The following is an 18551-nucleotide window of genomic DNA, read 5'->3' on the forward strand; positions in this document are numbered from 1 at the left end:
CGGAGCGGCCATGCTCGGAACCAGCCACTCAGCAGCGAAGAAGATACAAAGGACAAAGGCCCTCTCAGCGAGGGAAATCCTCATTTCGAGGAACCAGGTCCGCCCTCAACGCTCTCAGGTGATCCCCAAATGATCGGTCGTATCCCTGTTCTCGACGTCCAGCCGCGCGTTGACTGCGGACGGCGCCCCGTCAAGGCCGTGCCGGGCGAGACCTTCCAGGTCTCCGCCACCGTCTTCAGGGAGGGCGCGGAGGCGGTCGGGGCGAACGTCGTCCTCCGCGATCCGAGCGGCCGCGGCGGGCCCTGGACGCCCATGCGCGAACTGGCGCCCGGCACCGACCGCTGGGGCGCCAACGTGACCCCGGACCGCGAGGGCCGGTGGACCTTCGCGGTCGAGGCGTGGGGCGATCCCGTCGCCTCCTGGCGCAACGCCGCCCGCGTCAAGATCCCGGCGGGCGTCGACACCGAGCTGACGCTGTCCGAGGGCACGCAGCTGCTGCGCCAGGCCGCCGCCTCCGTGCCCAAGAGCGAGGGCAAGGACGTCGTCCTGGCGGCCGTCGTGACCCTGGCGGACGCCTCGCTCCCGCCCACCGTGCGGCTCGCCGCCGCCATGACCCCCGAAGTGACGGCCGTGCTCGGCCGGCACCCGCTGCGCGAACTGCTGACGGCCTCCCGGCCGCTGCCGCTGCTCGTGGAGCGGGAACGCGCCCTGTTCGGCTCGTGGTACGAGTTCTTCCCGCGCTCCGAGGTGCCCGTGCCGCACCGGGGCGGCCGGCCCGCGCACGGCACGTTCCGCACGGCGGCCGAGCGGCTGCCCGCCATCGCGGAGATGGGCTTCGACGTCGTCTACCTGCCGCCCGTCCACCCCATCGGCACCGCCTTCCGCAAGGGGCGGAACGGTGCGCTGACCGCGGGGCCCGACGACGTCGGCTCGCCGTGGGCCATCGGCTCGCCGGACGGCGGGCACGACGCGATCCACCCCGACCTCGGCACGCTGGAGGACTTCGACGCCTTCGTGTCCGCGGCCGGGGCGCTCGGCCTTGAGGTCGCCCTGGACTTCGCGCTCCAGTGCAGCCCCGACCACCCGTGGGTGAAGTCGCACCCCGAATGGTTCCACAAGCGCGGGGACGGCAGCATCGCGTTCGCCGAGAATCCGCCGAAGAAGTACCAGGACATCTACCCGATCTCGTTCGAGAACGACTTCCGCGGCCTGGTCACCGAGACGCTGCGGATTCTGCGTTTCTGGATGGCGCACGGGGTGCGGATCTTCCGGGTGGACAATCCGCACACCAAACCGGTGGTGTTCTGGGAAAAGGTCATCGCCGAGATCAACCGCACCGACGCGGACGTCATCTTCCTCGCCGAGGCGTTCACGCGTCCGGCGATGATGCGGACCCTGGCGCAGATCGGCTTCCAGCAGTCGTACACGTATTTCACGTGGCGCAACGGCAAGGACGAGCTGACCGAGTATCTGACGGAGCTGTCGGGGCCCACCGCGCCTTATATGCGTCCCAACTTCTTCGTCAATACGCCGGACATCCTGCACGCCTACCTCCAGCACGGCGGCCGGGCCGCGTTCGAGACGCGCGCGGTGCTCGCCGCGACGCTCTCCCCCACCTGGGGCGTGTACGCGGGCTACGAGCTGTGCGAAAACACGCCGGCGGCGCCGGGCAGCGAGGAATACCAGGACTCGGAGAAGTACCAGATCCGGCCGCGCGACTGGGCCGGCGCGATGGCGGCGGGACGTTCCCTCGTGCCCCTGATCACCAAGCTGAACACCTTGCGCCGCAGCCACCCCGCGCTGCGCCGGCTGCGCGATCTGCACTTCCACCGCACGAACAACGACCACATCCTGGCCTACTCGAAGCGCTCACGGACACCTCACGCCGACTGCGTGCTGATCGTGGTCAACCTCGATCCGCACCACACCCACGAAGCAACGGTCTCGTTGGACATGGAGCAACTCAAGGGTTACGGCCTGACGCCCGCTCAGGAGACGGGTGCCGAGCCCTTCCCGGTGTGCGACGAGCTCACCGGGGAGACCTACTACTGGGGCAGGGACAACTATGTACGGCTTGAGCCGGGCCGTGCGGATGCGTACGCCTCCTCGGCCCACATCTTGGCCCTGCGACCGTCCTCACAGACCGGAGGGTCACCCACACCATGAGCGTCAATGAGCCGGTCCCCGATAAATTCGAGGACACGCCCGACCGCGACCGCGACCCCGAGTGGTTCAAGCGCGCGGTGTTCTACGAGGTCCTGGTCCGCTCCTTCCAGGACAGCAACGGCGACGGAATCGGCGATCTGAAAGGCCTCACCGCCCGGCTTGACTACCTGCAATGGCTCGGCGTCGACTGCCTCTGGCTGCCGCCGTTCTTCAAGTCCCCCATGCGCGACGGCGGGTACGACGTCTCGGACTACGCCGACGTGCACCCCCACTTCGGCGATCTGGCGGATTTCGTCGAGTTCGTCGACGCGGCGCACCAGCGGGGCATTCGGGTCATCATCGACTTCGTCATGAATCACACCAGCGATCAGCACCGCTGGTTCCAGGAATCACGCCAGGACCCGGACGGTCCCTACGGGGACTACTACATGTGGGCCGACGACGACAAGCAGTACGCGGACGCCCGCATCATCTTCGTCGACACCGAGTCCTCCAACTGGACCTTCGACCCCGTCCGCAAGCAGTACTTCTTCCACCGCTTCTTCTCCCACCAGCCCGACCTCAATTACCGCAGCGCCGCCGTGCAGGAGGAAATCCTGTCGGCGCTGCGGTTCTGGCTGGACCTGGGCATCGACGGCTTCCGGCTGGACGCCGTTCCGTACCTGTACGCGGAGGAGGGCACCAACTGCGAAAACCTTCCTGCGTCGCACGCCTTCCTGAAGCGGGTCCGCGCCGAGATCGACGCGCACTACCCCGACACGGTCCTGCTGGCCGAGGCCAACCAGTGGCCCGAGGACGTCGTCGACTACTTCGGCGACTTCGACAAGGGCGGCGACGAATGCCACATGGCGTTCCACTTCCCGGTGATGCCGCGCATCTTCATGGCGGTGCGCCGGGAGTCCCGCTACCCCGTCTCGGAAATCCTGGCCAAGACACCGCAGATCCCCTCCGGCTGCCAGTGGGGCGTCTTCCTGCGCAACCACGACGAGCTGACCCTCGAAATGGTCACCGACGAAGAGCGCGACTACATGTACGCGGAGTACGCCAAGGACCCGCGGATGCGGGCCAACATCGGCATCCGCAGGCGGCTGGCCCCGCTGCTGGACAACGACCGCAATCAGATCGAGCTGTTCACCGCGCTGCTGCTGGCGCTGCCCGGCTCGCCGATCCTGTACTACGGCGACGAGATCGGCATGGGTGACAACATCTGGCTCGGGGACCGCGACGCGGTGCGCACCCCGATGCAGTGGACCCCCGACCGGAACGCGGGCTTTTCCTCCTGCGATCCCGGCCGGCTGTTCCTGCCGAACATCATGGACCCGGTATACGGCTACCAGGTCACCAATGTCGAAGCGGCCATGAGTTCGCCGGCCTCGCTGCTGCACTGGACACGGCGGATGGTGGAGATCCGCAAGCAGAACCGGGCGTTCGGGCTCGGCTCGTACACCGAGCTGCCCTCGTCCAACCCGGCCGTGCTCGCCTTCCTCCGGGAGCACGGGGACGACCTGGTGATGTGCGTCAACAATTTCTCGCGTTTCTCCCAGCCCACCGAGCTGGATCTCGCGGCCTGGGCGGGCCGCGTCCCGGTGGAGCTGATCGGCGGGGTGCGTTTCCCGCCCATCGGGGAGCTGCCGTACCTGCTGACCCTCGCGGGCCACGGCTTCTACTGGTTCCGACTGCGTCAAGCCTCGGAGTCATAAGCCGCGGACGGCACGAGACAGGCTTACCCCCAGCCCTCTGGGGGAAGCCTCCCCGTACGCCAAGCGTTGCCCAGAGCCCTCCATATGCGTTACGGGCCTCACCCGCACGGTCGTTCCTTCACGACACGTCCCGCACCGCCCGGCAACCCACGCCTCAATCCGGGACACTTCGTCACATAATTCGTGCCCGGGGAAAGGACGCCATGTCGGATAGCTCCGCGCCCCGGACGGCTCCGGCCCGGCTTCCGCTCGCCGACGCGCCGCAGGGCAGCGCCCTGCTCCGCTCCCTTGACGGTCTGCTCTCCCGCTGGCTCCCCGGCCAGCGCTGGTTCGCCGGCAAGGGCCGTCCGCTCGGCGGACTCGCCCTCGTCTCCGCGACCGAGCTGACGCCCTGCACCACGGGCAGCCAGCACCCCGGGCTGCTGCACCTGCTGATCCGCACCCGGCCGGCCGACGGCGACGGCACCCAGGCCCCGCCCTCGGGCGACTGCTACCAACTGCTGCTCGGCGTCCGCCCCGCGCTCCCCCCGGCCCTCGGCCCGGCGCTCGTCGGCCGCCCCACCGAGGGGCCGCTGCGCGGGCGCGCCGTCTACGAGGCACTGCACGACCCGCGGCTCGCCGGACTGCTGCTGGAACGCATGCGCACGCCCGGCACCCTCGGCACCCTGCGCTTCGGCCGGGCCCCGGACACCGCCATCCCCTCCGGGCTGCCGGCCCGGCTGCTCACCGGAGAGCAGTCCAACTCCTCCGTCGTATACGGCGACGCCCACGTGCTGAAGCTGTTCCGCCGCGTCAGCCCCGGCGTCAACCCCGACCTGGAACTGCCGCTGGCCCTGGCCGCCGCCGGCTCCGACCGGGTGCCCGCGCCCGCCGCGTGGTTCGAGGCCGTCTTCCCCGGCAGCGGCTCGGGAGCGCCCGGCGGCGACGCGCCGGAGCCCCTGACCCTCGGCGTCCTCGCACCATTCCTCGCCGGGTCCACCGACGGCTGGCAGCTCGCCCTCCAGTCCCTCGGCCACCGAACGGACTTCACCTCCGCCTCGCACTCCCTCGGCCGCGCCACCGCCGAAGTGCACACCGCCCTCGCCGCCGCCCTGCCCACCGACGTGCTGCGCCGCCCCCAGCTCGAACAGACCGCGACCGGCATGATCGAACGACTCACCGAGGCCACGGCCGCAGTGCCGACACTGCGCCCCTACCGCGCCGGGCTGCGCCGCGCGTACGAGGCGCTGGCCTCGTACGCGCGGCGCGGCGGCACCTGCACCGTGCAGCGGCTGCACGGCGATCTGCACCTCGGGCAGGTGCTGCTGACCCCCGACCCCAGGGGCCGCGGCTCCCACTGGTCGGTGATCGACTTCGAGGGCGAACCGGCCCGCCCGCTCACCGACCGGCGCCGCCCGGGGCCGCCCGTGCGGGACATCGCCGGGATGCTGCGCTCGTTCGACTACGCCGCCTGCCAGCACCGCACCGGCGGCCCCTGGATCGAGGAGTGGTCGCGCGCCAACCGCGTCGCCTACTGCCGCGGCTACGCCGAAGCGGCCGGCACCGACCCCATGGAGCAGCGGGAACTGCTGCTCGCCTACGAGACGGACAAGGCCGTGTACGAGGTGCTGTACGAGGCCAGGCACCGCCCGGCGTGGCTGCACGTCCCGATGGCGGCCATCCGCCGCCTGGCCGAGCCCGCCGGCTGACCGAAAGGACGTTCCCCGCTGTGCATGCGACCCTGTCCGGAGCGGAACGCGCCCGCCTGCTGGCCGGTGAGCACCACGATCCGCACGCGCTGCTCGGCGCGCACCCGGCGCCCGGCGGCACCCTCGTGCGCGTCCTGCGCCCCCTCGCCCGCCGGGTGGCGGTCCGCGGCACCGAGCTGACGCCCGAGGGCGACGGCCTGTTCTCCGCGATCCTGCCCCCGGAGCAGGCGGGCGACCGCTGCCCCGTGGTGACCTGGTCAGACGGCAGCCGCAGCCGCGGCCACGACCCGTACCGCTTCCTGCCCGCCCTCGGCGACGTGGACCTGCACCTGCTCGCCGAGGGCCGCCACGAACGGCTGTGGGAAGCGCTGGGCGCCAGGCCCATGACCCACCAGGGCGTGGCGGGCACCCGCTTCACGGTGTGGGCGCCGAACGCGCGCGGCGTGCGGGTCGTCGGCGACTTCAACGGCTGGGACGGCACCGGCTTCCCGATGCGTTCCCTCGGCTCGACCGGCGTGTGGGAACTGTTCGTTCCCGGCGTCGCCGCCGGCACGCGCTACAAGTACGACATCTGCCGCGCCGACGGCACGCACGCGCTGCACGCCGACCCGCTGGCCCTCGCGGCCGAATGCCCGCCCGCCACCGCCTCGGTGGTGCACCGGAGCACCTACGAGTGGGGCGACGCCGAGTGGATGGCCCGCCGCGCGGAACGGCCACCGCACGCCGCGCCGATGTCCGTGTACGAACTGCACCTGCCCTCCTGGCGGCCCGGCCTCGGCTACCGGCAGCTCGCCGAGGAACTGCCGCCCTACATCCGCGACCTCGGCTTCACCCACGTCGAACTGATGCCCCCGGCGGAGCACCCGTTCGGCGGCTCGTGGGGCTACCAGATCACCGGCTACTACGCCCCCACCGCCCGCCTCGGCCCGCCCGACGACTTCAAGTACCTGGTGGACGCGCTGCACCGGGCGGGTATCGGCGTGCTGATGGACTGGGTGCCCGCGCACTTCCCCAAGGACGAGTGGGCACTGATCCGGTTCGACGGCACCCCCTGCTACGAGCACCCCGATCCGCGCCGCGCGGAACACCCCGACTGGGGCACGCTGGAATTCGACTACGGCCGCCCCGAAGTGCGGAACTTCCTCGTCGCCAACGCCGTGTTCTGGTGCGAGGAGTACCACATCGACGGCCTGCGGGTGGACGCCGTCGCCTCCATGCTCTACCTGGACTACTCGCGAGCGGAGGGCCAGTGGACCCCCAACGCGGACGGCGGCCGGGAGAACTGGGACGCCGTCGCGTTCCTCCAGGAGATGAACGCGACGGTGTACCGCCGCTGCCCCGGCGTGGTGACCGTCGCCGAGGAATCCACCGCATGGGACGGCGTCACCCGCGCCACCGACCACGGCGGCCTCGGCTTCGGCTTCAAATGGAACATGGGCTGGATGCACGACTCGCTGACGTACATGTCCAAGGAGCCCGTGCACCGCGGCTGGCACCACGGCGACATGACGTTCTCCATGGTGTACGCCTACTCCGAGAACTACCTGCTGCCCATTTCGCACGACGAAGTCGTCCACGGCAAACGCGCCCTGGTCTCCAAGATGCCGGGCGACTGGTGGCAGCAGCGCGCCAACCTGCGCGCCTACCTCGCGTTCATGTGGTCCCACCCGGGCAAGCAACTCCTGTTCATGGGGCAGGAGTTCGCGCAGGGCGCCGAGTGGTCCGAGACGGAAGGACCGCAGTGGTGGGTCCTGGACCCCGCCTACACCGCCGCCGGCGACCACGCGGGCGTCCAGCGCCTCGTCCGCCACCTGAACACCCGCTACCGCGCCACCCCGGCCCTGTGGGAACGCGACACGGAGCCGTCCGGCTTCTCCTGGGTCGAGGCCGACGCCGCGACGGACAACGTCCTGGCGTTCCTCCGCTTCGCGGCCAACGGCACCCCCCTGCTGGCCGTCAGCAACTTCTCCCCCGAGGTCCGCCACGCCTACCGCCTCGGCGTGCCCCTGGTGGCGAAGAGGTGGCGCGAAGCGCTGAACACCGACGCGGCGGAGTACGGCGGCAGCGGCATCACCACCCCCACCCCGATCCGCACCACCCCCACCCCCAGCCACGGCCACCCGACCAGCCTCCCCCTGACCCTCCCCCCACTCGCGACGGTATGGCTCCGCCCTGCCTGACCCCCGCGGCGCGTCAGGCGGGGTCGCACGTGCCGGGTTCCTGCGCCGCGAGGAAGTCTTCGGCGTAGGGCTGCAAGAACTGCTCCAACTCGTCGCCGAAGTCCTGATATTCCTCCGCCCATGCAAGGCTGATGGACAGATTGACGGCCGAAAAGCCCCTTTCCGGCGCCTCGGCACATTCCATGCGGATGGCGGCATAGTCGTCCCAGACGATGTACTCGTGCGGACTTCCGCCGACTGTGCGGCCGTCTTCCATCTGGACATCGTGCCGCAAATCTTCGAGGAACTCGGCAATGCCATCCTCGTCCTCGTAGGTCATGGACGGCTTCGCCCTGACCTGGATGACACCCGTACCGTCGACCTCCACGACGCAGTCGAGCCAGACGTCCACCCAATCGGGCCGCCAACTCACATCCACTTCTTCTCCCGGCGGGAATAAGGCCGCTGCCGTCGCCTCATTCATCGGAATGTCGCACAGCCGGGCCGGGAGCTCGTAGTCTCGCGTCTGCTCGGCGACAGGGGAGCCTGCCGTACAGCCGGCGCAGGCCAGCGCGGCCAGCAGGCCGGGGACAACCCACCAGGTCCGAGCAGACGTAAATGATCTGGGCGTCCCGAGTCCGCCGCCCGCCACAGACTCACAATCGGCCGGCCTCGCTGACGCCATCTTCGAAACCTCCCCCGAACTGCAGAGACGCCGTTGACTTCAGATCGTCCGCCTCGCCCACCTCGACATCGATGCCGCCTCGCCGCGCGGCATCCTCAACGGCATCACGCATATACGTCTCGTAATACTCCTTGGTCTCGGCGTAATTGCGGTTGGTCTGCTCCGCGGCGGTGGGCTGGCTGTCCCGTGTGAAGCTGCCGAAGATGGATTCCGTCAGCGCCGATCTGAGTTCGGCTGCGGGCGGACCGACAACAGGAATACGCCCCAGCCCTTCATCCACCGTCGATGAAAGGGCCCGCTCGGTCCACGTGCCCACTTGCCCCAGCGTTGTGTTGAACTGGCTGTCCGAGGCGATGTGCTGCTCGTAGACCGCCGTGGCTCGGGCATCAGTCATGATGCCCGTAACCTGTCCGCTGCTCGCCGCCGCGTAACCGAGATGCCTCATCCGCTCGCCCTCATCCGGCCAGTCACCGTTGACCGCCTGATCAACGGCCACGTGCGTATACGCCTCATTCGCGGCCGTGATGCTTGCGTATGCCTCCGGCGCCGTGCCGATGTCGAACAGCATGAGCGACATGCGCCCGGGGTCGAACTCGGCCTGCGGCTCCGGTCGCGGTTCGAAACGCGCGCCGCTCAACGTCTGCTGCACGTCCGGCATGTAGTCCGCGGCGATGGCGCCCAGGGCCGGGCGGAGGTCGGCGAAGGGTTCGCCCTCGGCGATGCGGGGGGTCTTGATGTCGGACAGCTCGTCCGAGCCCGCGTAGTCCGCCGCGAACTCGTTCCACACGGTCTCCGCCACCCGGGCGTTCGCCTCCGAGTGGGTCCGGTGTTCGCCCGGGGGCGGGGGCTCGCCCGGGGGGAGGCCGGTGGCCGCCGCTTCCAGGGCGGCTTGCAGGCCGGGGCCCGGGGGCGTGGTCTGCCACTGGGCGTGCAGCGGCGAGGGGGTGGCGCCCACGGCCGCGTGGCGGGCCTCGTCGCCCTCGCCGATGAAGTAGTCCAGGTGCTCCGCGCCGGGGCCCTCGGGGTCGAAGAACGCCGTCACCGCGTCGGGGTTGCTGTGCGCGCCGATGCCCAGCATGCGGTCCACCAGGTCGTTCTTCGCGTCCCATGGGCTCGGCAGCCACGGGGATTCCCGTTCGGGGAAGCGGTCATGCGACCAGATGCCGGGGGTCTCCTGTTCCAGCTCGATCAGCCGGCTCGTCGTCTGGTAGAAGAACTGGTCGTCGACGGGCACGTCCGACGCCTCCAGCAGGTCGAAGGCGACGTCGTAGCCGACGCGCTGGTCCGCGGAGCCGCGGTCGAGCGGGCTCGGCTCGTGCAGCAGGCGGTTGCCCGACTCGTGGAAGGCGTCGTAACGCTCCTGGTACTGCTGTCCGGCCGAGGTCTGAAGCCACTGGAGGTACGCCGGTGAGCCGGGCGGCGCGCTGCTCATGTCGCCCGCGGGCCGCAGTGACGTGGACAGGGCGGTGCCGAGGCCCTGCCGCAGGTCGGCGGCGAGCGTGCCGTCGCTGTTGAGCCGGGTCGCGGTCGTCTCCGTCCGCTCGGCCAGCAGCAGGTACTCCTCCATGCCGATCGTGTCGACGATGTGGGCGGCGAACTCCGGGTCGTCCGCGTGGTCTTCGAGTAACCGGTTCATGCGGTGGAGATCGGCCGCGGTGGGGTCCGCCTGCCGCGCGAGCGCCACGAACGCCGCCGCGTCCTCGGCGATCAGCGAGTCGTGCGCGTGCGTCGCGTCGTTGTAGGGCGAGCCGGCGAACTGTTCGCCGCCCGCGGACGCCATCTCGGTGAGCGCGCGGGCGGTCAGCCGGTCGGACTCGGCCGCGGTGTCGACGATGCGCCGGATCTCCTCCTGCGTCTCCTGCATCGCGTGCACGGCGGCGGCGTCCGTCTCGTCGGACTCCGTCGGCAGGGCCTGCCGCGCGAGGGCTTCCGGCAGCGTCAGGTGCGGGGGCGTCACCGAGCGGACGACGCCCTCGGGGTCGATGAGCACGCCCTGCTCCCTGGCCGTCGTCTCCAGGCTGCGCAGCGCCCGCTGTCCGGCCAGCAGGTCGCCGTGGAGGTCGAGCAGCAGGCTGCGGATGGCGCGTGCCTGCGCGTGGGCGCCTTCGAACCGCCGGCAGGTGCGGTCGATGAACGGCCGCGTCGCGTCGGCGTTCTCGCCCGCCCACCCCGCGTCCCTCGCCCCGCCGAGCATGTCGTGCCGGGCGGTCATGGACAGTTCCTCCAGGCCGCTCTCGACGGTCTCCCACTGGTCCGCCGCGGCGGCCAGCGTGGCGAGGTCGCACTGGTACAGGCCGGTGTAGGTCAGCCGCGCGTCGCCGAATCCGAAGATGTCGGGTACGGGGGGCAGCCAACCGGTCACGCCTCGCGCTCCAGGCTCGCGGGCCCGATGCCCTCGGCGGCGAGCAGGGCGTAGTTGGGCTGTACGGCTCGCAGGTCGTTACCGATGCGGTGTTCGAGATCGCTGTGGGAGACGATGGTGCCGTCCAGGTGGCCGGAGATCCTGGCGCAGTCGTTCTGGAGCGAGGTGATCCTCGTGCGCCAGGTCTCCGTCAGCCCGGTGAGGGCCGTGCCGCTGGCGATGCCGTGCCGGGCGAGTCCGGCGCCGGTGTCCTGGCTCTCCGGCTCGGCCGCGAGGCCCTTGGACGGCAGTAGTTCGTATAACTCGCGGGCCGCGGACTCCACCGGGCCCAGTTCTTCGCTGTTGACCGAAAGGTCCGCTCCGTCGTACATGTCCCGCCCCCTTGGCTGGTGTTGCCGTGCGAGGGCCCAGGCTAGTCACACGTATCGTGACCGGTCCACTGCGCCCCGCACCGGGGGCGGGATCGGTGACGGGGCGTCAGCCGTTCAGTCGTTGGCGTTGAGGGCGGGGAGGTAGCCGCTGGAGTGGCCGACGGCGGTGGGGTGGTAGGACTCCCACACCGGCAGGGCGAGGTCGTGGAGCCAGTCGTCGCCGGAGCACAGCTCGTGTCCGTCGAACGTGTTCCGCACGTCGCCGAACGCGAAGCCGTGCGCGGCGGCCCGGTCGGCGATCACCGTGTTCAGCAGGTCGGAGGCGTCGTTGATGGCTTCGCGCTTGGTCTCGCCGATTCCGGCGCACCCGGGGGACGGCTCTATGTACATGCGCGGGTAGCCGAGAACGACGACGCGCGCGTCGGGGGCGCCGGCCCGGATGGCGTCGTAGGTGGCGTCGAGGCGGCCGGGCAGCGTTCCGGAGATGAACGATTCGGCGGTGGCGATGTCGCCGAGGCAGGTGTCGACGGAGCTGATCACGCAGGTGGTCATCACGTCGGCGAAACCGGCGTCGTTGCCGCCGATGGAGATGCTGACGAGCTGCGTGTCCGCGTTCAGCGCGGAGAGCTGGGAGCCGGTCACATCGCTGGTGACGGCGCCGGAGCAGGCGGCGAAGGAGAACGAGGAGGGGGCGTTGGCGGCGGCCCACAGGGCCGGGTAGGCGCTGTTGCTGCGGTGGCAGTCGCCGCTTGAGTCGATGTAGTTGCCCGCGCCGTTGCCGGAGGAGTAGGAGTCGCCGAGCGCGACGTAGGAGGGTCCGGCGGCTTGGGCCGTTCCGCCGCCGACGAGGGCGAGGAGCAGTCCGGATACGGCGGTGGCGAGCGTGGTGAGAGCTCTTGTCCTGCGCATGCGTCCTCCGAGTGTCCGTGTGGGGGGAAGAGGCCGACGCATGTCAGGCTGCCCGACGCAACGCGCGTTGACAAGCATGCACATGTCACCAATACCAGCCGCTCGAAGAGTTTCCCGGGCGTTCAACTCCCCTGCCCACCGGCGCAGTCCGCCTGTCCGCCTGTCCGCCTGTCCGCCTGTCCGGCGCCCCGCGGGCCTCGCGGGGCGCCGGTGGGCGTCAGGCCGTGGCCGGCTCCCGGTAGTACGGGTCGACGACCGAGCCCGAACGCGTCCCCTCGTGCCAGCGGTAGACCTCCCGGCCCTCCACGAACACGCGCAGCGCCCGGCTCATCACGTCCAGCGGGTCGCCGGACCAGATGACGACATCGCCGTCGAGGCCGGGGCGCAGGCTGCCGACCCGGTCGTCAAGACCCAGGATCTCCGCCGGGTTGGTGGTGATGGTGCGCAGCGCGGTGCCGCGGTCCAGGCCCTCCTTCACGCACAGGGTCACCTGGTGGACGAGGAAGTTGATCGGGACCACCGGGTGGTCGGTGGTGATGGCGACCTTGACGCCGGCGCGGGTCAGGATGCCGGGGTTGGCGAGGGTGCGCTGCCGCACCTCCACCTTCGTGCGGGTGGTGAACAGCGGCCCGGCGATCACCGGCACGTCGCGGCGGGCGATCTCGTCGGCCAGCAGATGCGCCTCGGTGCCGTGGTTGATGACGACGCGGTAGCCGAACTCGTCCGCGAGCCGCAGGGCGGTCGCGATGTCGTCGGCGCGGTGCGTGTGCTGGCACCAGGGCAGTTCCTGGCCCAGCACCCGCACCAGGACCTCGAGACCGGCGTCGCGTTCGAACGGCTTGCCCTCGGCCGCGGCGTGCTCGCGCCGTGTCAGGTAGTCCTGGGCCCGGGTGAAGGCGTCGCGGATGACGGCGGCCACGCCCTGCCGGGTGGAAGGCAGTTGCTTCTTGTCGCCGTAGACCCGCTTGGGGTTCTCGCCGAGCGCGCTCTTGACGCTCACCGGCTGCCTGATCAGCATGTCGTCGACGCTGCGCCCCCAGCACTTGACGGCAACGGTCTGGCCGCCGACCGGATTTCCCGAACCGGGCTTGATGACGGCGCTGGTGACGCCGCCCGCGAGGGCGTCGGCGAAGCCCGCGTCGGCCGGGTTGATGGCATCGAGGGCGCGCATCCTGGCGCCGTTGGGGTCGGTCATCTCGTTCGTGTCCTGACCGGCCCAGCCCTCCGCCTCCTCGTGCACGCCCAGGTGGCCGTGGGCCTCGACGAAGCCGGGCAGCACCCAGGCGCCCGCGGCGTCGACGACGGGCGTCCCCGCCGGGACGGCGACCGAGGCATCGGGCCCCACGGCGGCGATCTTGCCGTCGACGACGAGAACGGTGCCGCCGTCGATCGGCTGCCCCTCGACGGGTACGACATAACCGGAAGTGATCGCGATATTCATGGCGGTCGAACCTACCCGAACCCGGCCATGGACACCGGGCAAGAAGTGACGCGCGCCCGCCGCCGTGGAATCGGGCCTGCGTGACCTCCGCCGGGCGGACCCGCGGCGGGGCGGCGGTGAACGGTGGGGACGGGGCGGCCGTCCGCCACCGCCCTGTCCCCTGTCCCTCCCCCCGGTGTCCCGCGGTTCCCCTCCGCGCGCACGGTGCTTGCGCGGTCCCGCGGGCGTCACCGCCGCGCCCATCATCACCGGGAAGAGGGGCGGCCGTCGCGTTTCCCGTGCAAACCCGGTCACGACGGGTAGACACCCGTGGTGTTCAATGGGTGACGGTGTGGAGGACGCGATGAGGGACACCGGCGCGCGGCGGCCTCCGGGCGATCCACCGGACCCGGGCGGCGCGCGGACCATGGACGAACTGGTGGCGTGCCTGCGCGCGTTGCGCGGCTGGGCCGGGCTGTCGGAGCGCGAGGTGCACCGGCGCGTGAGCCGTGCACGCGCGGCGCGCGGCATTCCCGAGGTGCCCAGTTACGACACGGTGCACCGCTGTTTCCAGCAGGGCAGGGCGCGGCTGAATGTCGACCTCGTGGAGGACATCGCGCGCGCCCTGGTGGGTAACGAGGCCGCGGCCGGGCGGTGGCGCGGCGCGCACGCCAGGATCGTCGGCGCGGTGGCCGGCTCCGGGGTGGTGACGGTCGCGGACGCGCCGCCGGCCGACCTGCCCGCGTTCAGCGGGCGGCGCGACGCGTTGCGCGCGCTGCTCGGCGGCGGGGGCTCCCCGGCCGGGCTGCGGGTCATCGAGGGCATGGCGGGCGTCGGGAAGACGGCGCTCGCCGCGCGGGCCGCCCATCTGCTGCGGCGGCAGGGCGGTTTCGAGGCGACGCTGTGGGTCGACCTGAACGGTTACGCGCCCGATCTGCCGCCGGCCGATCCGCTGGCCGTGCTCGACGCGTCGCTGCGGCGGCTCGGCATGTCGGCGGACCGCGTCCGGCTGCTCACGCCGCAGGCGCGCGCCCGCGAGTTCCACCGGCGGCTGGCCGGCCGCCGCGTGCTGCTGGTGCTGGACAACGCGGGGGACGAGGAGCAGGTGCGCCCCTTGCTGCCGGAGGGCCCCGGCTGCCTGACGCTCGTGACGAGCCGCCGCAGCCTTCCCGGGCTGCCGGGGGCACTGCGGCTGCGCCTCGACGTCTTCTCGCCCGGGGAGGCGATGGAGCTGCTGCGCCGCACGGCGGGCGCGGACCGCGTGGACACCGACCCGGGGACGGCCGCGCGGATCGCGGAGTCGGTCGGTCATCTGCCGCTGGCGCTCGGCGTGGTGGCGGGGCGGATCGGCGGCCGGTTCGGCTGGACGCTGGCGGACCATCTGGAGCAGTTGCTCGGGCACCGGGACCGGCTGCGTTCCGAGGACAGCGTGGAGCTGGCGCTGCGGCTGTCGTACGAGAGCCTGGCGCCCGGCTGCCGGCGTCTGTTCCGGGTGCTGGCCCTCGGCCCGCGGCCGGATCTGGACGTGTACGCCGCCGCCGCGCTGGCGGACGACGACCCGGCCGGGGTGCGGGCGCGCCTGGAGACGCTGCTTGCGGCCAACCTGCTGCGCGAGCCCGTTCCCGGCCGGTACGCGTTCCACGATCTGGTGCGGATCTACGCGACGGCGCAGGCGCACGAGCACGACCCGGCGCACGCCCGGCGCGCCGCGCTGGCGCGGCTGCTCGACCACGACCGGCACGCCGCGTCGCTCGCGATGGACCACTTCGCGCCGTACGAGCGCCACCACCGGCCGCCGCCTGGCACCCCGGGCACGGTGCTGCCGCCCCTGCTGACCGACCGGCGGTCCGCGACGGCGTGGCTCGATGCGGAACGGGCGGGTCTGGTCGCCACGGCCCTGCACGCGGCGGAGCACGGCCGGCCGGACCACACGGGCAAGATGTCGGCGATCCTCTTCCGTTACCTGGATGTCGGCGGGCACTACCAGGAGGCGGAGGCCCTGCACACCCGCGCCGACCTGACGCCCGACCCGCACGACCGGGCGCAGGCGCTGGCGCGGCTCGGCGCGGTGCGCTGGCGGGTCGGCCGCGACCTGGACGCGATCGAGGACTTCCAGCAGGCGCTGGCGGCGTTCCGCAGCGTCGGGGACCGGGTCGGCGAGGGCTGGGTGCTGGGCAATACCGGCGAGGTGCTCCAGCACGTGGGGCGGCTGTCCGAGGCGCGGGAGCACTTCGGACAGGCCCTCGGCATCGCGCGCCAGTTGCGGGCGCGGCGCGAGGAGGACGGCAAGCTCGGGGACCGCGGCGTGATGTACGAGCCACTGGGGCGCTACCCGAAGCAGTTCACGCATCCGCGCGAGGCGCTGGAGATGGGCCGGGAGATCCTGGGCATCGCGCGGCGCATCGGGGACCGGGTCAGCGAGGGGCAGGTACTCGGCAGCCTGGGATCGATCCTGCGGCAGGACGGCCGCCCGGCCCAGGCGCTGAACCATCTGCGGCAGGCACTGACGATCGCACGCGGCATCGGGCACCACGTGGCGGAGGTGGCGCTGCTGAACGAACTGGGCGCCACGCTGCGGGCGTTGCCGGGAGACGGCCGGTGGGCGCGGGCGGCGCGGTACTACCGGGAGGCGGCGGCGCGGGCCGGTGAGCTGGGCGACCGTTACGAGGGGGCGCGGGCGCACGAGGGCCTGGGGCACTGCCGGTCCGCGGCCGGCGACGCGCCCGGCGCACGCGCCGCTTGGCGCCGGGCGCACGCGCTGTTCGCGGAGCTCGGCACCCCGGAGGCGGAGGCGGTCGCGCGGCGGCTCGCCTCGCTCGACGCGGCGGACGTTCCCCTGCCGGAGTACCGGGACGAGCCGGGCTGAGGCGGCGGGTCGCCTCACCAACTGGGCCTGCGGACCTCGCCGTAGCCGCCGCCGTGCGGCCGGTCCTCCAGGTGCAGGTGCGGGCCCGTGGTGGCGCCGCTGTCGCCGACCTCGCCGATCCGCTGCCCGGCGCTGACCCGGGCCCCGGCCTCGACGGAGCGGGCGGCGAGGTGGCAGTAGACGTAGTCCCGGCCGTTGTCGGCGCGCAGGCCGATCCACTGCCCGTAGGCGCCGCCCTCGCCGTTCGACCAGGCGATGGTGCCGCCGCGGACGGCGACCACGGGTGTCCCGGCCGGGGCCGCGTAGTCGTCGCCGGTGTGGAACCCGGCCGCGTAGCGGCTGTTGCGCACCCCGTACGGGTAGGTGATCTCGCGCCCGGGCACGGGCGAGGCGACCCGGCCCGCGGCACCGCCGGACCGCGTGCTGTTCGCGAAGCCGAGCCCGGCGAACGTCTTCGCCCCCGGCACCCCGTCCGCCCCGGCACCGCGCCAGCCCTGCGCCCGCTGGAACGCGGCGCACGCGGCCTTCGTCTGCTCGCCGTAGTACCCGGTGGCGCCCGCGGCGATGGCGAACCCCTTTGCCATGAGCGCCCGTTGGAACGCCGCCACGCAGCTGTCCCGGCTCCCGTACCTGACGTGCGCGAACGTGATGACCGCCATGCCGCCCCCCGTTTCCCGGTTCCGCCCGGATTCTGGCAGCGATCTCTCCCCGCCTGAATAGCCCGGCAACCGGCCCTCGCCTCCGCCCGTTGTCGCACCCCGCCTCCACCAGAAGCGCGAGCCGGAGCGCAACGGCGCGGCGCGCCCCGGCCCGTGACCGGCGGGAACCGGACACGCCCGGGACCCCTCCCAGGCCGTCCCCCGTACGCTCGGGCGCATGAGACGTGTGCGACGCCGCGCGATCGCGGAACGGGCGAGGGACGCCGGCCTCGGCGCCGTCCACCGGGTGCACTACGAGCGGCGGAGCTGGGTGACCGGCGGCGGCGCGCACCTGCTCGGACTTTTCATCGGCGTCGTCGTCTTCACCCCGCTCTACATACCCGCCGTCCTGCCGTTCCTTCTCGTCGGCGTCCCGCTGCTGCTCGTCTGCTGGGCGGCCTGGGTGTACCTGATGCCGCCCCGAAGCCTGACGGGGCGGCGCTGGTTCGCGGTCTGCGACGAGGGCCTGCTCCTCTGGTCCCGGCACAACGGGCAGCCCGCCGCCCTCGCGATCCCGTGGGAAATGATCGGCGGGGTGGAGGAGGGGGTGAACGACGCGCAGGGCGCCTTCTCGTTCCGGCTGTCCTGGCTGGAGGGCGAACGGCACCGGAAGGACCTCGCGCACGAACGTTCCCTCACCGTCGGGGCGGTGATGGGCCGTTCCGGCCTGATCCGGGCCCTGCGGGCGCGGGGTGCGCTGCCGCGTCCCGTCGCCCGGCGGGTCGTGATCACCTCGGTGGCGCTCGGCTCGGCGGCCGTCCTGTCGTGGGCACTGATGCTGCTGCCTCCCGTCAACGACGCCGTCCTCGGCGACCTGCCGCGCGACCTCCGCGACTTCGCGCGCATCTGCGGGGAGGACGGCGAGGGCGGCGGCGAACCGTTCCCGCGCGCCGCCCCGTTCGAGCCCGGCGCGGAGCAGGAGCCGAGCCCGTGGGTGGCCATCGAGGACGAGTGGGATGAGCACTCGGCCACGGGCACGGAAACGGCGGAGCCGGAGTGGGGCGACGACGAGCCGGACGCGGACACGGTGCAACTGGTGGCGTGCGCCGCGGTGTCCGGGGCGGTGCCGGGCTCGGATATCTCCTGCCCGTACACGGAGGGACCGCTCGGGTTCGGCCCGGCCACCCAGTCCGTCGAGTTCGCCCAGGGCCGTTACCGCGTGACCGTCTACGAGGCGCGCACCGGCGACAAGGTCGGCGAGGGCGTGCTGGAGGGCGAGGACGACGTGGAGTGCTACGAGTACGTCTCCGCCGAGGAGGCCGGGCCCATCTACACCAGCCCCGAGTGGGACGCCTACGCGACCCTCCTCACCGAGGTCCAGGCCGCCCCCGCCGGCTCGTAGCCGAACGGGACCCCGCCGGGCCCGCGTTCGCCCTGGCCGCTGCCGCCCCGGCGCATGGGTCGGCCGGTGATGCCCTGGATCGCGCCGAAGTCGCCGTCGCCGTCGTGGTGGAGAACGGCGCGGCGCCTCGCGCGCACCCACATGCTCCGAACGCCAAGTGATCAGGCCCACAAACGACAATCGTT

At 72.0% G+C, this 18551-nt stretch carries 12 protein-coding genes; 6 read left to right on the forward strand and 6 right to left on the reverse strand.

Annotated features, from left to right (window positions below; genetic code table 11):
• Positions 1 to 129 precede the first annotated feature (129 nt).
• From STBA_RS08960 to glgB, 4 genes are all read left to right on the forward strand, one after another.
• Positions 130 to 2166: an alpha-1,4-glucan--maltose-1-phosphate maltosyltransferase gene (locus tag STBA_RS08960; protein ID WP_077058728.1), complete on the forward strand. Its 2037-nt coding sequence runs from the start codon at positions 130 to 132 to the stop codon at positions 2164 to 2166.
• On the forward strand, positions 2163 to 3866 hold the full coding sequence (gene treS, locus STBA_RS08965; protein ID WP_077058729.1) for a maltose alpha-D-glucosyltransferase: 1704 nt from the start codon (positions 2163 to 2165) through the stop codon (positions 3864 to 3866). Before STBA_RS08960 ends, treS begins: the two co-directional genes overlap by 4 nt.
• Before the next feature lie 203 nt (positions 3867 to 4069).
• Positions 4070 to 5554, forward strand: a complete 1485-nt coding sequence (locus tag STBA_RS38730) for a phosphotransferase (RefSeq protein WP_077058730.1) — start codon at positions 4070 to 4072, stop codon at positions 5552 to 5554.
• Positions 5555 to 5574: 20 nt separating this feature from the next.
• Entirely contained in the window at positions 5575 to 7734 is a 2160-nt protein-coding gene (glgB, locus tag STBA_RS08975; protein WP_077058731.1) for a 1,4-alpha-glucan branching enzyme, read from the forward strand.
• A gap of 13 nt (positions 7735 to 7747) precedes the next feature.
• On the opposite strand, the gene STBA_RS08980 is transcribed toward glgB, so the two are convergent.
• The 5 genes from STBA_RS08980 to STBA_RS09000 all read right to left on the reverse strand — a co-directional run bounded on the left by STBA_RS08980 (position 7748) and on the right by STBA_RS09000 (position 13481).
• Positions 7748 to 8197 carry a hypothetical protein gene (locus tag STBA_RS08980; protein WP_143659458.1) on the reverse strand — a complete coding sequence of 150 codons (450 nt, stop codon included), beginning with the start codon at positions 8195 to 8197 and terminating at the stop codon, positions 7748 to 7750.
• Positions 8198 to 8369: 172 nt separating this feature from the next.
• Positions 8370 to 10760 (reverse strand): hypothetical protein, encoded by a 2391-nt coding sequence (locus tag STBA_RS08985; protein ID WP_077058733.1) that lies wholly within the window; start codon positions 10758 to 10760, stop codon positions 8370 to 8372.
• Positions 10757 to 11131: a hypothetical protein gene (locus STBA_RS08990; RefSeq protein WP_077058734.1), complete on the reverse strand. Its 375-nt coding sequence runs from the start codon at positions 11129 to 11131 to the stop codon at positions 10757 to 10759. The genes STBA_RS08985 and STBA_RS08990 overlap by 4 nt, the downstream gene beginning before the upstream one ends.
• Positions 11132 to 11245: 114 nt before the next feature.
• Positions 11246 to 12040, reverse strand: coding sequence for an SGNH/GDSL hydrolase family protein (locus tag STBA_RS08995; RefSeq protein WP_077058735.1), 795 nt, complete (start codon positions 12038 to 12040; stop codon positions 11246 to 11248).
• Between the two features lie 217 nt (positions 12041 to 12257).
• On the reverse strand, positions 12258 to 13481 hold the full coding sequence (locus STBA_RS09000) for an amidohydrolase (RefSeq protein ID WP_077058736.1): 1224 nt from the start codon (positions 13479 to 13481) through the stop codon (positions 12258 to 12260).
• Between the two features lie 343 nt (positions 13482 to 13824).
• On the opposite strand from STBA_RS09000, the gene STBA_RS09005 reads away from it, so the two are divergent.
• Positions 13825 to 16326, forward strand: coding sequence for a tetratricopeptide repeat protein (locus STBA_RS09005; RefSeq protein WP_077058737.1), 2502 nt, complete (start codon positions 13825 to 13827; stop codon positions 16324 to 16326).
• A 14-nt stretch (positions 16327 to 16340) separates the two neighbouring features.
• Here STBA_RS09005 and STBA_RS09010 read toward each other — a convergent pair whose 3' ends face one another.
• Positions 16341 to 16985 (reverse strand): peptidoglycan DD-metalloendopeptidase family protein, encoded by a 645-nt coding sequence (locus STBA_RS09010; protein ID WP_077058738.1) that lies wholly within the window; start codon positions 16983 to 16985, stop codon positions 16341 to 16343.
• Between the two features lie 217 nt (positions 16986 to 17202).
• On the opposite strand from STBA_RS09010, the gene STBA_RS09015 reads away from it, so the two are divergent.
• Positions 17203 to 18366 (forward strand): hypothetical protein, encoded by a 1164-nt coding sequence (locus STBA_RS09015; RefSeq protein ID WP_143659459.1) that lies wholly within the window; start codon positions 17203 to 17205, stop codon positions 18364 to 18366.
• The last annotated feature ends 185 nt before the right edge of the window (positions 18367 to 18551 follow it).

The sequence above is a fragment of the Streptomyces sp. MP131-18 genome, assembly GCF_001984575.1.
GTDB lineage: Bacteria > Actinomycetota > Actinomycetes > Streptomycetales > Streptomycetaceae > Streptomyces > Streptomyces johnsoniae.